Here is a 16,772-nt window from a genome sequence, read left to right as displayed (position 1 = left end):
AGCGAATTCTTTTGGGCTTTGGCGGTGAAGCATTATTGACACGTTTCTTATTAGAATTAGAAGTATTAGACCCTAACGAAAAAGATCAGCCTTTTTCTGGAAGACGACGTTGACTGCTTGGGGGCGGCTCTGCGACTGCTCCATTTGATGCAGAGTGTTGACCGAATACCTGAGATCGAGAAACAGAATGCATGGCAGCGCTTTTCTTGAGAAAAAATCCAATGCCATGAACTTATTTTCCCAACCGCTTTTTTGTATCCTTTTCGCGAATTCCTTGCAAAGAAGCCGAAAATAGCCTTCTGACTTTTGCGCACGATTGCCAATTTTGTACTCAAGGGCCAGCCGCGACGCGCTGAATCCTTTAAATGAGCCGCTGCCCACAGCACGAACCTAATTACAAGGTCACGCAGACTGGCGACGCCCACATGGTTTCTCTTGATGGAAAGGCTCTCATTGGCGAGCTTGCAGAAGTAAGCTCACAGATCCCGCTATAAATGTGTGACAAATACAAGATCGCATGATGAAGTCACCTCCCCAGCGAAATTCCAGGGCGTAGGTCCCTTTGAGATGAAGTATTTTAGGTGGAGCTGAATATTTGATAGAATGACGACGTTCAGTCGCACTTTCCAATTTAGGTTACTTGTTCCGTTATTTTTAGTGCAAAACTTCTAGTCCCCTAGAACGCAGATTCAGATTTGTATGACTGCGGCAGTAGGGTATTGGAAGCAGTGCTGTTAGCAGAATTTTGAGCATACTCATACTCACGCACTTGGCTGAGTGTTTTTAATTAGGACAATTTGATTCCATGACCGCAAACATCAATATAGAAAACCTTGGCAAACTTGAGCGCAGCGTTCGTCTCCCGATACCGAAAGAAGGCGTGCAGCAAGAGATCAATCAACGTATTAGTAAGATCGCAAAAAATTTCAAACATCCTGGTTTTAGGCCGGGTAAAGCGCCACTCAAAATAGTCGCGCAACAGCACCAAGAACGGGTTCAGGCTGAAGTGCTTTACGCCAAAGCAAGCCAGGAATTGTCAGTGCTTAGCCAAGCGCAAAATTTTAGAGTTGCTGGGCTGCCAAATTTAGAAATCAGGAATGATTTAGCGGATGCTAATACCTATACGGTAGACGCCACCTTCGAGGTCTTCCCTGAAGTGAAAGTGGGTGATTTATCTAGTGTGGAAATTACTCGCACGACAACTAAGATTGGCGCGGAGCAAATTGATTATACGCTTGACATGCTGCGCAAGCAGCGCGTCCATTATCATGTGCGGGGCGAGGCAGACGCACACGGTGATGGCGGTGGGTTGGCTGCACAAGCAGAAGATCGGGTGCGCGTAGATTGGAATGGCGAGCTAGATGGCAAGCCGTTTAATGGCGGTTCTGCAGAAAATGTTGAGCTGGTGCTTAATCAAAAAAAAGCGGACCAGAGCGAGCCCAAAAATCATCAGCAGTTGATTCTAGAGCAGTTTGAAAATGCGGTGCTGGGTCTTGAAGTAGGGCAGACCAGGGAATTCGACTTGACCTTTCCAGAGGGCTACCAGGATAGCGAAATGGCTGGCAAAACAGCCAGGATTACACTAACGCTTAAAAAAGTCGAGTGGCCGCATTACCCAGAAATCGATGCCGCATTTGTGCAAGCAATGGGGATTGAAAGCGGAGACGTGGAGAAATTGCGCGAGGCGATTCAGGCGAGTCTTGAGCGCGAAGCCAAAAAGCGCACGCAATCTCTGCTGAAGCAACAAGTCATGGATGCAATTATTGCAGCGACAGAGCTGGATGCGCCCAAAATATTGGTGGCCGAAGCGCAGCAACATCTGCTTGAGATGATGCACGCGAATTTGGAGCAGCGCGGCCTAGCCAAGGCGAAACGGCCAGCGATTCCTGCTGAAATATTCAAGGACCAGGCTGAACGCCGCGTCAAATTGGGCTTATTGCTCAATGAATTAGTTCAAGCGCATAGTTTGCGGGTAAAGCCGGAACAGCTTCGCGTTGAAGTTGAAGAGCGCGCTCAAGGTTATGCTGACCCACAAGAAGCCGTGCGCTGGTATTATGCTGATCGTACGCGTTTAGCTGAAATAGAAAATGACCTTACGGAAGGCAATATCGTTGATTTTGTCCTGGGTCAGGCCAAGGTCACGGATAAGGAGGTGAGCTTTGAAGAATTGGCGCAAGCAGCAACCGCGCAATAAAATAGGTCCAAATAAGTTATAACGACAGCGGGTTGATAGGGTGAATCCCCTAGCTGATGCGCTGTGGTTATTTAAAAAGTGAACAAGGATGGCGTATGAGGTCTTACGGTGATTTAGCTGGGCAGCGGTTTGCCCTAACTTCTAGTGGGTTTGATCCGCAAGCATTAGGCCTTGTGCCGATGGTGGTTGAAACTAGTGGCCGCGGCGAACGTGCTTATGATATCTACTCGCGTTTGCTTAAAGAGCGCGTGGTTTTTCTGGTGGGTGAAGTGAATGATCAGACCGCTAATCTGGTTGTTGCGCAATTGCTCTTTCTTGAGAGCGAAAATCCAGACAAAGATATTAGCCTATATATTAATAGCCCTGGTGGTTCAGTCTCGGCAGGCATGGCGATCTACGATACCTTGCAATTTATCAGGCCTGAAGTTTCAACCTTATGTTTGGGGCTGGCGGCTAGCATGGGCGCTTTTTTGTTGGCGGCGGGCGCGAAGGGTAAGCGTTTCGCGCTGCCTAATGCGCGTATCATGATTCATCAACCGTTAGGCGGCGCACGTGGCCAAGCCTCGGATATTGAAATTCAGGCACGCGAAATTCTCTATCTAAAAGAGCGGCTTAACCAATTGTTGAGTTCTCATACTGGACAATCGGTTGAACGGATTGCGCGCGATACAGATCGTGACAATTTTATGTCAGCCGATGATGCCAAAGTCTATGGTTTGGTTGACCAGGTCTTGTATAAACGTATTTAGTACCTATGTATTTAGTACCTATTTACCCATATACTGGGTAAATAGGTCGTGTGGATTATTAGAGCGCTGGCAAAAATAGCGAGCGCTATTTCTTACTGTCCGGAGGGATTCGTCGATGGCGGACAACAAAATTTCTAGCAACGATAAAGTGCTTCATTGCTCGTTTTGCGGCAAAAACCAGCATGAAGTCAAAAAATTGATTGCTGGCCCATCTGTTTTTATTTGCGATGAATGTATTGATTTATGCAACGACATCATCCGTGAAGAGCTGGCTGGGGCAACCAGCGAGGCTAACTTGGCTAAGTCGGCTTTGCCAAGCCCTAAAGAAATCAGCGAAATTCTTGATCAATATGTGATTGGGCAAGAACGCGCGAAAAAAATTCTCGCCGTTGCTGTTTACAATCATTATAAAAGACTCAAGCACTTTGATAAAAAAGACGAGGTTGAACTCTCTAAGAGCAATATTTTGTTGGTGGGGCCAACCGGCTCAGGCAAAACCTTGCTGGCGCAAACGTTGGCGCGCTTACTGAATGTTCCGTTTGTGATGGCGGATGCAACCACGTTGACAGAAGCGGGTTACGTGGGCGAGGATGTTGAAAATATTATCCAGAAGCTATTGCAAAATTGTAACTACGAAGTTGAAAAAGCTCAAAAGGGCATCGTCTATATCGACGAGATCGACAAGATTAGCCGTAAGTCCGCTAATCCATCGATTACCCGCGATGTCTCGGGTGAGGGCGTACAGCAGGCTTTGTTAAAACTGATTGAAGGAACCATGGCGTCAGTGCCGCCACAAGGTGGACGCAAGCACCCCAATCAAGATTTTATACAGGTCGATACCACTAATATCTTGTTTATTTGCGGTGGCGCTTTCGATGGTCTTGAAAAAGTGATTATCGACCGTACTGAAAAAGCGGGGATTGGTTTTGGCGCTACGCTTAAAAGCAGTCAAGAGCGTGATGCGGGTGAAGTCTTACTTGAGGTCGAGCCGGAAGATTTAATCAAATTTGGTTTGATTCCAGAATTAATTGGCCGTTTGCCGGTGGTTGCGACGCTCAGCAAACTAGATGAAACAGCGTTGGTCAAAATTCTGGTTGAACCGAAAAACGCAGTGATTAAGCAATATCATAAACTTTTTGCGATGGAGAATGTCGTACTTGAAATCCGGCCTGCCGCATTACAAGCGATTGCTCGGAGAGCTATTCGCCGTAAAACCGGCGCGCGCGGCCTACGCTCGATTTTAGAGCAGACCCTGCTAGATACAATGTATGAATTACCGATGCTAAAAGGTGTGAGCAAAGTCATCATTGATGAAAATACGATTGAAGGTGAGGGGAAGCCCTTGCTCATTTATGAGGAAACGCAATCCTTAGTTGCTAAGCAGAGCGCCGGCTAAGATGGCGCTGACTCTCTATTTGTAAAAGTGGCTCAATCGATTTGACCTATAGGAAAATAAAATGCCAGGAATTCAACTCCTTCCATCAGAGCCCATCCTGTTACCGTTGCTTCCATTGCGCGATGTGGTGGTTTTTCCGCATATGGTCATTCCATTATTTGTTGGGCGTCCCAAATCCATTAAAGCACTTGATGCTGCGATGGAAAGCGGCAAGCGGATCATGCTGGTGGCGCAAAAAACCGCTGGCAAAGATGAGCCGGCGGCTCACGATATGTATGAGATTGGCTGTGTGGCGCATATCCTGCAAATGCTTAAGCTGCCTGATGGCACAGTTAAAGTGCTGGTTGAAGGGATACAGCGCGCGCAAGTTCTGTCAATTGAAGAGCAAGATGCGCAGTTTTTTTGCATGGTGCAACCCCTTGAGCCGGAGCAGGCCGAAAGCGCGCAAACGGAAGCACTGCGCCGCGCGCTGATTTCGCAGTTTGAGCAGTATCTGAAGCTGAACAAGAAGTTGCCACCTGAAATTCTAACGTCACTGGCTGACATTGATGAAGCTGGCCGCTTAGTGGATACAATCGCCGCTCATCTACCGCTTAAACTGGAACAAAAACAACGTGCCCTCGAAATGTTTTCAGTGCTTGAGCGGTTTGAGCATTTGCTGGCGCAGCTAGAAGCAGAAATCGATATTTTGCAGGTGGAAAAGCGTATTCGCGGCCGCGTAAAGCGTCAAATGGAAAAAAGTCAGCGCGAGTACTACCTGAATGAACAAGTTAAAGCGATTCAAAAAGAATTAGGCGAAGGAGAAGAAGGCGCTGATTTTGAAGAAATTGACAAGCGCATTACCACGGCGCGCATGCCTAAAGAAGCTAAAAAGAAAGCCCAAGCTGAACTGAAGAAATTAAAGCTGATGTCGCCCATGTCGGCGGAAGCGACGGTGGTGCGCAATTATATTGATACGCTGATTAACTTGCCATGGCGTAAAAAAAGCAAGGTCAATAATCACTTACCGCATGCAGAAAAGGTCTTAGATGAAGACCACTATGGTCTGGAGAAAGTCAAAGAGCGGATTCTTGAGTATCTTGCAGTGCAACAGCGTGTCGATAAAGTCAAAGCGCCGATTCTATGCTTAGTTGGGCCGCCTGGAGTCGGTAAGACCTCGCTCGGCCAATCGATTGCGCGTGCGACAAATCGAAAATTTGTCCGCATGGCTTTAGGTGGTGTGCGCGATGAAGCGGAAATTCGCGGCCACCGGCGCACTTATATTGGTTCGATGCCGGGTAAAATATTACAGAGCCTAACCAAGGTAGGCGTGCGTAATCCATTATTCTTGCTAGACGAAGTGGACAAGCTGGGCATGGATTTTCGCGGCGACCCTTCATCGGCGCTGCTTGAAGTGCTCGATCCCGAGCAGAACCATACCTTTGCCGATCATTACGTTGAAGTCGATTTTGATCTATCCGATGTGATGTTTGTGGCGACTTCGAATTCACTGAATATTTCGCCGCCATTGCTTGATCGGATGGAAGTGATTCGGCTCTCGGGTTATACCGAAGACGAGAAAATCAATATTGCGCTACGTTATCTGCTGCCTAAGCAAAAACGCAATAACGGCCTGCAAGAGGGAGAATTTGAGCTGGCTGAGGAAGGGATCCGCGATATCATCCGTTACTATACGCGTGAGGCAGGCGTACGTTCGTTAGAGCGCGAAATCTCAAAAATTTGCCGTAAGGTCGTTAAGACCTTGCTGTTACAAAAAGAGCTTAAAAAAACCGTTAGCCCCATTCTTGTTAACAGTGCTAATCTCAGCATTTTTCTGGGGGTGCGCAAATATGACTTTGGTTTGGCGGCCAAAGAAAACCAAGTGGGTCAAGTCACCGGCTTAGCCTGGACTGAGGTGGGTGGCGATTTACTCACGATTGAGGCGGCCGTAATGCCTGGCAAAGGTAATGTGTTGCGCACGGGCTCCCTTGGCGACGTGATGAAGGAGTCAGTTGAAGCGGCGCGTTCTGTCGTGCGTTCGCGTTCGCGGCGCTTGGGCATCACGGATGAAACTTTTGAAAAAAAGGATATCCATATCCATGTGCCTGAGGGCGCCACACCGAAAGATGGACCATCGGCTGGTGTCGCCATGGCGACCGCGCTGGTTTCCGTGCTCACCGGTATTCCGGTGCGCGCGGATGTGGCGATGACTGGCGAAATCACCTTGCGCGGAGAAGTTTTGCCGATTGGCGGACTCAAAGAAAAACTGCTGGCGGCGCATCGAGGCGGTATTAAATTGGTTCTGATTCCAGAAGAAAATGTGAAAGACTTGGCCGAGATTCCAGACAATGTGAAAAGCCACATTGAAATTGTGCCAGTACGCTGGTTCGATAAAGTACTCGAGCTAGCACTTGAACGTTTGCCTACTGCGCGGCCGGAAGAGGAGCTGAAAAATGAACCCGTCAAGGAAGTGCCTTTGCCGGCGACCGTAACGCAAGGAGTCGTCAAGCATTAACCAAAAAGTTTGGGTTTTCCTGTCTTTTAGTACTGGTCAGCCTAAACAGAATGCTGTAAACTAGTCGTCTTTGCAAGATTGCAGATCAGTAATGTGTTTCTGCAATCTTGCTATAGTCTCCGATGGAATTGGGTGCTTAGCTCAGTTGGTAGAGCGGAGCCCTTACAAGGCTTAGGTCGGGAGTTCGAGCCTCTCAGCACCCACCAATCCCATCACAGAAGTATTTAGAATGACTCGCCCCGAAGTTCTTGCTGGGCAAAATGATCCCATCTTCGGCTATCGCTTCTCTGATCTCTCACTTCTATGTTCGACTTCATTCGCAATCATAAACGTCTCATGCTGATTTTATTGGCTTTGCTTATCGTGCCGGGCCTTGGCCTGGTCGGCGTGCAGGGCTTTCGCGGGTTTTTTGATAATGGCGCTAATGTAGCTGAGGTAAGCGGCTCCAAGATCACGCGCCAAGAATACGATGCGCTCCTGAAGGAGCAGCTTGAGCGGATGCGCGAAATGTTTGGCGGGGCGGTGAATACGGCCGCCGTGGATACGCCTGTGTTGCGCCAGATTCTGTTAGATAGTTTGATTCAGCAACGGATCTTGGCTGATGAAGCCAAGCGTCAGCGCCTAAGCGCGTCGGATGAAGCTGTGCGGAAAACCATTCTAGAGATTCCAGCGCTGGGAGCATTGCGTAAGTCAGATGGATCAATTGATACAGAAAAATATCATGACCTTCTGGCTAAACAGGGGATGACGCCTGAGCAATTTGACGCTCGCGTGCGCCGTAGCTTAGCGATCGCTCAGATCGGCGATAGTATTGAAGCGAGTGCTCTAGCGCCTAAAAGTTCGGCAGCGCAACTCGCTCAGTTATCGATGCAGCAGCGTGAAATGCGCGAACTGGTTTTGCATCCGCTCGACTATAGTGCAGAAGTAAAACCGACTGAAGAGCAATTAAAGCAATATTACGACACGCATCAAAAAGAATTCGAAACGCCAGAAACTGCGACGATAAGTTATGCAATTTTAAGCGCTGAGATACTGGCTGCTAGCATTACGCCAAGCGAAGAAGAGCTAAAAAAAGCTTATCAAGATAACCTCGCAACCTATCAAACGGCTAAGCAAGTTCGCGCTAGCCATATCCTGATTGCTACGCCTAAAGCTGACACGGTAGCGAGTGCTAAAGCCAAGGCTGAAGCGTTGCTGGCTCAGCTACGCAAGCAGCCGGGTCAATTTGCTGAAATGGCTCGCAACGAATCTCAGGATCCTGGTTCTGCGGCTAGAGGCGGTGATCTGGGTTATTTTGCTGCGGGCATGATGGTCAAACCCTTCGAAGAAGCAGCATTTAAACTCAAACCCAATGAAATCAGCGGCTTGGTGCAATCGGATTTTGGCTACCATATTATTAAAGTGACGGAGATTAAACCCGCTCAGACCCGTCCGTTGAGTGAAGTCAAACAAACTTTACTCAGCGATCTGAAAAAACAGCAAGCGACGCAGCGCTTTGCTGCTGCGGCCGACCAGTTTTCTAATCTGGTCTATGAACAGACTAACAGCCTAACGCCGGCGGCTGAGAAATTTAATTTGGTGGTGCAAACGGCAACTGTAGCGCGGCAAGCGATGCCGGCGCCTACTGCAGTTCCGGCGTTGGCTAATCCCCAATTTCTGGCGGCGGTATTTGAGAGTGAAACGCTCAAAGGCAAGCATAATACAGCGGCAATCGAGGTTGGCGATAACACTTTAATTGCCGCGCATGTCACCGCGCACAAACCGGCCTCTGTGCTACCGTTTGAAACGGTTAAGCAGGGCGTTCAGCAGAAAGTAACCTTGCTCCAAGCGGCTGAGTTAACGCGCAAGGCAGGCGAAGAAAAACTGGCCAGTTTGCAGCAATCTAAATCGACGGCAGGCTTTTCGCCGGTGATCAAACTCTCGCGTGCTGGCGCACGAGGCTTAACCCCGGCTGCCGTGAGCGCCATCTTTAAGGCGGATGCTGAGCAACTACCGCAATACGTAAGTGCTATCTTAGACGGTGGAGTCTATGCGATCTATCGAGTTGAGTCGCTTAGCCCACTGCCCGAGCTTGAGCCGCAACGACTGACCGCTTTGCAGCAGCAATTGGCACAATTGACCGGGCAGCTAGAGTTGAATGCCTATCTTGCATCGCTACGCGCTCGCTCAAAAGTTAAAATTTACGCAACAGAAAACGCAGCGGCTAGCGAATAAAACGCTTGATTAGGATAAGGGCCTTACCTGTAGCGGGAAGGCCCTTTTTCTTTTTATACAAGCGGGTCAGCGACTAAAGCGTCAAACGGTTTTGCCAACTTATATTTTCTGGCTTTATTCGAGTGATCAACGATTTCCAAAAATCTGGCTTCAACCCATTTCTTACAAAGAGTCGTATTCGTTCTGGATTTAAAGCCAAATAACTCACCAATTTGAGCACTTGTAACGACCGTATAACTCTGAAACAATTCTAAGGTTCTGCGTTGCTTGGGGTCTAGCGTTCGCATTAAAATCGCATGGTCTTTATCTTCTTTATTTTGGGAGTCCGTCATTTGGAGTACAACTTCCTCGAAAGAAAAAGCTATCTCATGCCGATAAATAGACAAGAACATGCGGTTAACGGGGGCTACCTCGGCATTCATTCATATCCTAGTACTAAAAACGTGCAGGCGAGAGTGATCTCAAGGTATCCTCATCGATTTCACTCACTCGCCCCGTCATTTGATCCGCTAATACCTTAGCCGCCCCACAAGCCAGCGCCCAGCCTACTGGCCCATGGGCGAGATTAACCCAAAGGCGTGGATGAGCGGTGGCCCCTACAATTGGTAAGCCATCGGGGGATAGCAGCCGCTTGCCATCCCAATAACTACCGGTAGAGAGCTTCGTGACCCCGGGGAGCCAATCATGTACCGCATGCGCTACCTTATTTAGCGTTTGTTGGCGCAGTTTATGATCTAGGCCGGCTTGAATTTGAGTCAGGCGCGGGCTGACCAGGCCACCTGCAATCCGTAACCGGTTATTAAACCGCGCCATGGTAATCTGCCGTACCGTATCAATCATCGTGAGACGAGGCGCGCGCTCTTCGCTGGCAATCGGCGCAATAATTGTATGCAATTGCATCAGCTGCAGCGGTAAGCGTACTCCAGCCTGGGCTAGCAATGGCAAGCTGCCGGCCCCTGCGGTAATGACAATTGCATCGGCGATTATGCTTTCCAAGGTTGGATTGGCCAAATGACTTAAAGTACTGTCGAAATGGTTCTGCTGCGGCTCGAGCTCAACCCGAGCCAGCATAGGATCGATGCGTGCCACCTGGCGGCCCAGTAAAAAACGTACGCCTGCTTCTTCCAGTACGGGTTTAAGCTGCTTTGCAAAAAGTGGGCAATTGGCGCTGCGATCATCGGGTAAAAAAACCCCACCCGCAAGTGGCGGATGCATCGGTATCGAGGGCTCTGCACGGTAGCATTCCTCAGCATTGAGCAATTGGTATGGATGCTCATGCTGTTGCAAAAATAATAGAGCAGGCGCAATTCTCTTAAGCTCGGAGGCGTGCCGAAATAAATGCAAAATCCCGCTTCTCTGCTCAAACTCAAAGGCATAATGGGTTTCAATTTCCGCCAGCGTAATCGCAGCTAAATCGATCAGTGGTTTGAGACGAGCGTAGCGAGTTAGACACTGCTCCGCGTTAGGTTTTTTAAAAAAGCGGCGCGTCCAGCTACAATTTTTCAGGTTTTGGCTTAAACGGATTCGAGTCGATTCCCCACCCAACCACGCGGGCCATGAACTAAACGAAAGCTCTGGACCAAACCAGGTATCAAATGGCGTTGGCAGTATCACGCCGCCATGGCCAAAACTAGCCTTTTGGGCGACTGTGGTTTGCTGTTCAATCACGCACACCCGGTGACCGGCGGTATGTAGGCAATAAGCCGTAGTGATGCCGGCAATCCCAGCACCAATCACAATAATATCCATAGGGTGTGATTATAGATGCGTCACGCGTAGCGCGTGGGCAATTAATGCACGCGTTGATGAATCATGTGCTTGATTCACGGTTTGAGTGACTAAATCATTTTCAATCACAGCGCTGAGTTGCTTGCCAAGTTCTACACCCCATTGATCGAACGGGTTTATATTCCAAATCGTGGCTTGCACTAGGGTTTTATGTTCGTAAACCGCAATTAACGCTCCCAACGTATGAGGTGTTAGGGCATCCAGCATAATCGTATTACTCGGCCGATTACCTGCAAAGGTTAAATGAGGGCATATCGCTTGCTGGTCTGGCCCTACCCGTTGCTGAGTGGCCTCGAGCGTGCGTCCCAGCATAAGCGCTTGGCTTTGCGCGAAACAATTAGCCAGTAATTTGGGATGATGGTGAGCCAGCTCATGCTCAGGCGTGAGTGGGAGAATAAAATCAACCGGCACCATCGTAGAGCCTTGGTGCAACATCTGGAAAAATGCATGTTGTCCGTTCGTCCCAGTTTCCCCCCAAACGATTGGAACGGTCTCATAGTCGGCAAAAGATCCATCTAAACACACGGATTTGCCGTTACTTTCCATCTCCAACTGTTGCAAATACGCCGGAAAATAGCGTAAAGCCGCGGCATAAGGCGCAATCGAGTAGCTCGGTGCACCAAAAAAATTGCGATACCAAATGCCGAGTAAAGCCAAAATAATCGGTAAGTTGCGTATCAACGGTGCTTCACGAAAATGCTGGTCCATTTGTGCGGCGCCCGCCAGTAACTTAGCAAAGTGCGTCGGCCCAAGATACAGCAGAGCGGATAAGCCCACGGCTGACCATAATGAATAACGACCGCCTACCCAATCCCAGATTTTAAACACTTGCTCTGGCAGAATACCGAATTGGACCGCCTTCGCTGGATCAGCTGTGACCCCGACCAAATGCTGGCCAAGCTTAGCTTCAGGCACGCCATGGTTAAGCAACCAGTGACGCAAAGACTCTGCATTGGTCATGGTTTCAAGGGTGGTAAATGTTTTTGAGACAATCACGGCGAGTGTAGTCGCTGGATCAAGCTGGCTGAGTACCCGCTGTAAATCTGCGCCATCCACGTTCGAGACAAAGTGCATCGATAGCCTAGGGTCACCTAAAGGAGCCAGTGCATGGCACAGCATTTTGGGTCCCAGATCCGAACCACCGATACCGATATTCACAATAGATTGAATCGGTTTGCCCGTATGACCTCGCCATTGCTGTTCACGCACTTGATTTGCAAAGTCGACCATGCGGTTCCACTCGTGCTTAATCTGTGCGGCATAAGGCGCGGGTGGATTCTGCGCGCGTAAGGCCGTATGTAAAGCAGCGCGAGCTTCGGTCGGATTAACAATCTCGCCTGCAAACATAGCGTCACGCGCTGCTGGCACGCAAGCTTCATGAGCAAGTTGCATCAGCAACTGAAGCGTTTGATCTGTAATGCGGTTTTTTGAGAAATCAAGCGTGATGCCACAGCTTTCAAGCGTAAAACGTTGAGCGCGAGTAGGGTGGAGATCGTTTGCTGCAGCAAACCAATCACGCATGTGCTCTGTGCCAATAGCAGCATAATGAGCATCTAGTGCAGTCCAAGCAGCAAGTGATTTTAAGGGCATGGTGTGGGTAAAATGCCAGTCAAAAAGTGAATAATTTTAGCTCAAGCATCTATACTACATAACCTATATATCTGCCAAGCCAGGCTAGCACATTACGCGCTGCGCATTGATTACAAAGTGTGAGTAAATATAATTTCTTTTTTTGATAGAAGATTGACAATGCTGCCAATTACGCCTTTCAATGGTTCGTCCTTAAGCCCGCTTCAGCGACACTTTAATCCTAAGCCTACTCTAGCCGAACTTGAGTCCTCATAAAAGCTTGGATGAACCAGGCAAGCTCAGGGGAAAACCGAGCAGAAGCGGCACGGAGAATTTTATCGAATGCGACCCGCGTCGAGCTAGACCCAAAAGAATTAGATTTGACGAAATTAGGCTTACGCAACCTGCCTGATGCGCTACGTTTTTGCCAAGATTTGACGGTTTTAAATTTGCGCTCTAATCAATTGGAAAGCATGCCCACCTGGATTAAAGAGCTGCAAGCATTACAGGACTTGGATGTGTCCAGTAATCAGCTAAGCCAGCTACCCGAATCTATCGGTGCGTTGTCGGAGTTAAAAAAAACTGAGTCTGTCGCATAATAAGTTAAACGATCTACCCCAATCTATTGGAAATTTACGCCAGTTAGCGCATTTATACCTTCAGAAAAATTGTCTAACTAGCTTGCCAGAAGCGATCGGTGCATGGTGCGAGTTAAAAGATTTAGATCTATCATCTAATCGATTAAGTAGCTTGCCTGGGTCGATCGGAAACTTACACGGTTTAATGCGCTTACATCTCGAGAAAAATTGTCTGAGTTGTTTACCAAAATCGATGGGCGCATGGCGAGCGTTGGAGACTTGTGTTCTAGCAAGTAATCAATTAGATAGCGTACCCTGAGGAGATTGAAAAACTCCAAAAGTTGCGGCATTTAGATTTGTCCAATAACGCGCTAAGCCATGTGCCCGATGGAATTGGCAACTTGCGGAAGCTAGCTTTGCTGAATCTATCTTCCAACCAGTTGAGCGGTCTACCTGAAGCGCTTGGAAATTTATCGCAATTAACGCTTTCTACCTCAATAACAATCGCTTAGGGAGCTTACCTAGATCGATTGGCGAATTTACCCAATTAGAAATTTTTGACCTATCTTTTAATCAATTAGAGATTTTTCCAGAAGAGATTGGAAAGTTGCGCGCCTTGCAGATTTTAAATTTATCTAATTTTAGTTTATCGCATGCTTTAAAGTTTCATAAGCACAAGAGCGAGTTTTTCGAACTTCATGATAACCTTGGCAAAGATCCTACTAATTTATTAGATGCAGAGTATCGCTCTTAGAGCCTGTTTAGCATTTAACACAAATCTGAGATACTCATTGCACTGAAAGATACTGCAAGAGTAATTGAGATGAGAAAAGCGTACCCAAGTGATATAAGCCGTGAGCAGTTTGACATGATACGTCCGATGCTAGAAGGGTCAAAAAAGAAGCGTCGTGCGCGGAGGTTCGACCTGTACGATATATTTTGTGCGATTACGTATCTGTTGAAGAGTGGTTGTCAGTGGCGGATGTTACCGAGCGATTTTCCCAAGTGGCAAGTGGTGTATTTCCATTACCGTCATTGGATGAAGGCATCCTCGGACGAAGCCAGCCTGCTAGAGCAGGCTTTAAAAAAATGTAGTTGGCGCGGTCCGTATGAAACGGGGGCGGAGCGCCAAAACAAGCTTTTGTATAGTTGATGCCCAAAGCGTGAAGAATACGGATACCGCGCAGGCGAAAGGGTACGATGCGGGGAAAAAGATATCCGGCATCAAGCGCCACATTCTTGTGGATACGCAAGGGTTCCCTCATGCGATGGCAGTAACGACGGCGAATGTGACGGATCGTGCTGGGGTGCTCATTGCGGTTGAGCGCAGCAAGGAGACTCTCTGCGAAGTGACGGCTGTCTTGGCGGATAGTGGCTATACGGGACAACCTTTTGCACAGAGAGTCTACGAAAAAATCGGCGCTTCTGTGCAGATTGCCAAACGCCATGAGTTGCATATTTTTGCGGTGCTTCCTCAGCGTTGGGTCGTAGAGCGCTCCTTCGCCTGGCTTGAGAAATGCCGACGATTATGGAAAAACTGTGAGCGTAAACTCAATACCAGCTTGCAGTTTGTACATCTCGCTTTTTTGGTATTACTTCTTAAAAAATGCTAAACAGGCTCTTAGCCATGGCGAGGACCTCTTTCAGCTAAAAAAACTTTTAATAATATTTATTGCGGCTTATGATAAGCAGAAAAAATACTGCCTAGTACATTTTATAAGCATGCTCAAGTGAAAACGTCTCTGGAAGATATGGTTAGAATTAGAGGCTGGGATGAAGAGCAAGTAAGTAAAAAATCTACCCCCAAAACCTTGCGGAGTCGATAACCAGAACAATCAACTGAACGGATTGAGAAAGGCTTGAAGAAAACCCGGAATATTTCTATGGAAAACAAAAGATCCGTGTTTATTCAGCGTTCATTGGCTTATCTTGATGGGTTAGAAAAAGCCTCGAAGAGTGAATGAACATTGCCCCACGGCAGGGCTGTTGATTGTGAGATAAGGCTAGGCTCGATGCGGTATTACGGCCAGCCAACAGAGCGCAGGGTCTTTCTGCGCCCCTAGATGATGCTCAACTTAGCATAATTAACATCCTAAGTGGCTCCCCCTTTTTGGATTAAATATTTCTCTTTAGGATGCCATTCGTGGTTCCGTTCATTTAGATATTGTGGCTGTTGGACACTGCCAACGTATTCGCTTCCTCGAGTGCGGCCGTTAGTCTCCCAAATGAAACACTTTCCTTTCGACTAAGTAGAATAAATTGCCTAATGCTTTTTCCTCTCCTATATTTGACATCAGCATCGCCCTTGGCGCTGCGCCAGCGGCAATGTTTATATCTTTGCATTTCTCGCTATGAGGTTATGCAGAGGTTTATTAGCAATAACAAACCCTCAGAGGATAAAGCAATGAAAAAACGACAAAATTGGCTAGGTTGGTGCGCACTGATTAGCATGTGTCTCGCTTTAAGCGGCCAGGTTGGAGCTCAGCCCGTAGAGGGTGTATTTACCCATAACTTAAACGTTTGGATAGATCAAGCAGAACCATATGAAACGGACGCTAGAAAAGAAGCGGCACAAAGTATGCAGGCTGCCTATGAGAATCGGGCGGAGTCATTGGATCTTTCTGGCATCAAAATTACCAGTCTGCCTACAGGATTAAACAAGCTGTCAGAATTAAGAAATCTAAATTTATCGAACACATTAATTGACAGCTTTCCAAGCTTTTTAGTTGACTTGAAAAACCTTGAGCGACTAAATTTATCAGATACTCCGATATCGATAATTCCAGAAAACGTGGGAAGTATGTCTAGTTTAAAAGATTTGAATTTATCAAAAACTCCTATAAAAACATTGCCAGATAGTATAGGAAATCTTGTGAATTTAAATAAACTCAATTTATTTGAAACGCAAATTGTAGAAACGGATTTACCGGAATCAATAATTTGTCTTAACTTAAAAGAAGTGATATGGCCCGATGGAGAATACGTTACCCCTAATTTATAAGGTATTAAATTTAATTTAAATTCACATTAAGTTTATATTTAAATTATAGGTATAGGCAATGGATAGTGTGTTATTAAATATGGGATGCGGATATTTGCCGCTCGTGCCAGACGATTTAAATTTTAATGGTAAAAATATATTTGATTACGTAATAAATTACGATCCTTTGTATCTGGTAAGTAAAGAGGGTGAAGAAAATAGTAGAATATTAAATGATATAGATTTCATTACATATTTTAATGCAGTTGAACGTGGGAAAGCACAATTTACACAATATCCAACAGAAATACATCATGAAATTGTGGATGTAATTTTGGCTATTTCTCCATTCGGTTTTAGAGTAATCAATGAATGGAGTCATAATTTATTAACAAGAGGTGGTTTTGTTATAAGAATTGGAAGTGTTTCAAATCCTTATCTCAATGAGAGAAAGTTGTTCGACGATTCAATCACAATCGAATCCGGTCTGCAGGGAGAATACACCTTATTGGAACAGGATTATAATTTGCCAAGAATTATAAAATTTATAATAGCAAGAGTAAAAGATAAGTATGTTTCTAACAAAACCGGATTAGTACAGGCTGAAAAAACATTATTGAATTTATCCAGAGTGGCGAGAAAAGGAAGCCTAATAGATTCTTATAATGTTGGGTTGGTTGGAGATGATAATGGTATCGTTCAATAAAAATATTTAGGTACAATTATTTTTTTGTATGCGCAATTTTGTTATAGATGTAAGTCAATCGCTCAGAGCAGAGGGTAAAAGTGGGTAGGGCGAGCAAGCGCTTT

16 protein-coding genes and 1 tRNA gene are annotated in these 16,772 nt (G+C 46.8%); 13 read left to right on the top strand and 4 right to left on the bottom strand.

The window, feature by feature from the left end; translation table 11 throughout:
• Positions 1-72: 72 nt before the first annotated feature.
• Positions 73-381: a hypothetical protein gene (locus MCB1EB_RS06495; RefSeq protein WP_045362000.1), complete on the bottom strand. Its 309-nt coding sequence runs from the start codon at positions 379-381 to the stop codon at positions 73-75.
• A gap of 424 nt (positions 382-805) precedes the next feature.
• Between MCB1EB_RS06495 and tig the strand changes: the two genes are divergently transcribed.
• The 6 genes from tig to MCB1EB_RS06465 all read left to right on the top strand — a co-directional run bounded on the left by tig (position 806) and on the right by MCB1EB_RS06465 (position 9,047).
• The gene (gene tig / locus MCB1EB_RS06490) at positions 806-2,194 is read left to right on the top strand and encodes a trigger factor (protein WP_045362003.1); all 1,389 of its coding nucleotides are present in this window, start codon (positions 806-808) and stop codon (positions 2,192-2,194) included.
• A gap of 95 nt (positions 2,195-2,289) precedes the next feature.
• Positions 2,290-2,943 carry an ATP-dependent Clp endopeptidase proteolytic subunit ClpP gene (clpP, locus tag MCB1EB_RS06485; RefSeq protein WP_045365479.1) on the top strand — a complete coding sequence of 218 codons (654 nt, stop codon included), beginning with the start codon at positions 2,290-2,292 and terminating at the stop codon, positions 2,941-2,943.
• Between the two features lie 115 nt (positions 2,944-3,058).
• Positions 3,059-4,339: an ATP-dependent Clp protease ATP-binding subunit ClpX gene (clpX, locus tag MCB1EB_RS06480; RefSeq protein ID WP_045362005.1), complete on the top strand. Its 1,281-nt coding sequence runs from the start codon at positions 3,059-3,061 to the stop codon at positions 4,337-4,339.
• Between the two features lie 61 nt (positions 4,340-4,400).
• On the top strand, positions 4,401-6,833 hold the full coding sequence (gene lon, locus MCB1EB_RS06475; RefSeq protein WP_045362007.1) for an endopeptidase La: 2,433 nt from the start codon (positions 4,401-4,403) through the stop codon (positions 6,831-6,833).
• A gap of 130 nt (positions 6,834-6,963) precedes the next feature.
• Positions 6,964-7,039 (top strand) — tRNA-Val (locus MCB1EB_RS06470).
• Positions 7,040-7,136: 97 nt separating this feature from the next.
• Positions 7,137-9,047, top strand: coding sequence for a SurA N-terminal domain-containing protein (locus MCB1EB_RS06465; protein WP_045362008.1), 1,911 nt, complete (start codon positions 7,137-7,139; stop codon positions 9,045-9,047).
• A 53-nt stretch (positions 9,048-9,100) separates the two neighbouring features.
• Here MCB1EB_RS06465 and MCB1EB_RS06460 read toward each other — a convergent pair whose 3' ends face one another.
• Genes MCB1EB_RS06460 through pgi form a run of 3 tightly spaced genes read right to left on the bottom strand, consistent with a single transcriptional unit; the run spans position 9,101 to position 12,425 of the window.
• Positions 9,101-9,469 (bottom strand): LexA family transcriptional regulator, encoded by a 369-nt coding sequence (locus tag MCB1EB_RS06460; protein ID WP_045362009.1) that lies wholly within the window; start codon positions 9,467-9,469, stop codon positions 9,101-9,103.
• A 13-nt stretch (positions 9,470-9,482) separates the two neighbouring features.
• Positions 9,483-10,796 (bottom strand): FAD-dependent oxidoreductase, encoded by a 1,314-nt coding sequence (locus MCB1EB_RS06455; RefSeq protein ID WP_045362011.1) that lies wholly within the window; start codon positions 10,794-10,796, stop codon positions 9,483-9,485.
• A 9-nt stretch (positions 10,797-10,805) separates the two neighbouring features.
• Entirely contained in the window at positions 10,806-12,425 is a 1,620-nt protein-coding gene (gene pgi, locus MCB1EB_RS06450; protein WP_045362013.1) for a glucose-6-phosphate isomerase, read from the bottom strand.
• A 263-nt stretch (positions 12,426-12,688) separates the two neighbouring features.
• On the opposite strand from pgi, the gene MCB1EB_RS06445 reads away from it, so the two are divergent.
• From MCB1EB_RS06445 to MCB1EB_RS06415, 7 genes are all read left to right on the top strand, one after another.
• Positions 12,689-13,003 (top strand): hypothetical protein, encoded by a 315-nt coding sequence (locus MCB1EB_RS06445; RefSeq protein WP_052393600.1) that lies wholly within the window; start codon positions 12,689-12,691, stop codon positions 13,001-13,003.
• The gene (locus tag MCB1EB_RS12655) at positions 12,987-13,301 is read left to right on the top strand and encodes a leucine-rich repeat domain-containing protein (RefSeq protein WP_081953441.1); all 315 of its coding nucleotides are present in this window, start codon (positions 12,987-12,989) and stop codon (positions 13,299-13,301) included. The genes MCB1EB_RS06445 and MCB1EB_RS12655 overlap by 17 nt, the downstream gene beginning before the upstream one ends.
• The gene (locus MCB1EB_RS12650; RefSeq protein ID WP_081953442.1) at positions 13,288-13,494 is read left to right on the top strand and encodes a leucine-rich repeat domain-containing protein; all 207 of its coding nucleotides are present in this window, start codon (positions 13,288-13,290) and stop codon (positions 13,492-13,494) included. The genes MCB1EB_RS12655 and MCB1EB_RS12650 overlap by 14 nt, the downstream gene beginning before the upstream one ends.
• Complete coding sequence (locus tag MCB1EB_RS12645; protein ID WP_126354057.1) at positions 13,455-13,736, top strand: hypothetical protein; 282 nt, start codon at positions 13,455-13,457, stop codon at positions 13,734-13,736. The genes MCB1EB_RS12650 and MCB1EB_RS12645 overlap by 40 nt, the downstream gene beginning before the upstream one ends.
• A gap of 69 nt (positions 13,737-13,805) precedes the next feature.
• Positions 13,806-14,595 (top strand): IS5 family transposase gene (locus MCB1EB_RS06425; protein WP_126353921.1). Its coding sequence is split into 2 segments (ribosomal slippage): positions 13,806-14,068 and positions 14,067-14,595, totalling 792 coding nucleotides; the frame shifts between segments, so codons are not numbered across the junction.
• A gap of 791 nt (positions 14,596-15,386) precedes the next feature.
• Positions 15,387-15,983 carry a leucine-rich repeat domain-containing protein gene (locus MCB1EB_RS06420; RefSeq protein ID WP_126353920.1) on the top strand — a complete coding sequence of 199 codons (597 nt, stop codon included), beginning with the start codon at positions 15,387-15,389 and terminating at the stop codon, positions 15,981-15,983.
• Positions 15,984-16,041: 58 nt separating this feature from the next.
• Positions 16,042-16,668, top strand: a complete 627-nt coding sequence (locus tag MCB1EB_RS06415; RefSeq protein WP_045362019.1) for a hypothetical protein — start codon at positions 16,042-16,044, stop codon at positions 16,666-16,668.
• The last annotated feature ends 104 nt before the right edge of the window (positions 16,669-16,772 follow it).

The sequence above is a fragment of the Mycoavidus cysteinexigens genome (assembly GCF_003966915.1).
GTDB lineage: Bacteria > Pseudomonadota > Gammaproteobacteria > Burkholderiales > Burkholderiaceae > Mycoavidus > Mycoavidus cysteinexigens.
The sequence above is the reverse complement of the archived record's forward strand: the minus strand, read 5'-3'. Positions and strand labels throughout refer to the sequence as shown.

Coding starts and splice junctions, on each gene's coding strand:
- clpX (WP_045362005.1), top strand. CDS start 3,059: ATGGCGGACAACAAAATTTCTAGCAACGATAAAGTGCTTCATTGCTCG.
- MCB1EB_RS06420 (WP_126353920.1), top strand. CDS start 15,387: ATGAAAAAACGACAAAATTGGCTAGGTTGGTGCGCACTGATTAGCATG.
- tig (WP_045362003.1), top strand. CDS start 806: ATGACCGCAAACATCAATATAGAAAACCTTGGCAAACTTGAGCGCAGC.
- lon (WP_045362007.1), top strand. CDS start 4,401: ATGCCAGGAATTCAACTCCTTCCATCAGAGCCCATCCTGTTACCGTTG.
- MCB1EB_RS06465 (WP_045362008.1), top strand. CDS start 7,137: ATGTTCGACTTCATTCGCAATCATAAACGTCTCATGCTGATTTTATTG.
- MCB1EB_RS06455 (WP_045362011.1), bottom strand. CDS start 10,796: ATGGATATTATTGTGATTGGTGCTGGGATTGCCGGCATCACTACGGCT.
- MCB1EB_RS06460 (WP_045362009.1), bottom strand. CDS start 9,469: ATGAATGCCGAGGTAGCCCCCGTTAACCGCATGTTCTTGTCTATTTAT.
- MCB1EB_RS06415 (WP_045362019.1), top strand. CDS start 16,042: ATGGATAGTGTGTTATTAAATATGGGATGCGGATATTTGCCGCTCGTG.
- clpP (WP_045365479.1), top strand. CDS start 2,290: ATGAGGTCTTACGGTGATTTAGCTGGGCAGCGGTTTGCCCTAACTTCT.
- MCB1EB_RS06445 (WP_052393600.1), top strand. CDS start 12,689: ATGAACCAGGCAAGCTCAGGGGAAAACCGAGCAGAAGCGGCACGGAGA.
- pgi (WP_045362013.1), bottom strand. CDS start 12,425: ATGCCCTTAAAATCACTTGCTGCTTGGACTGCACTAGATGCTCATTAT.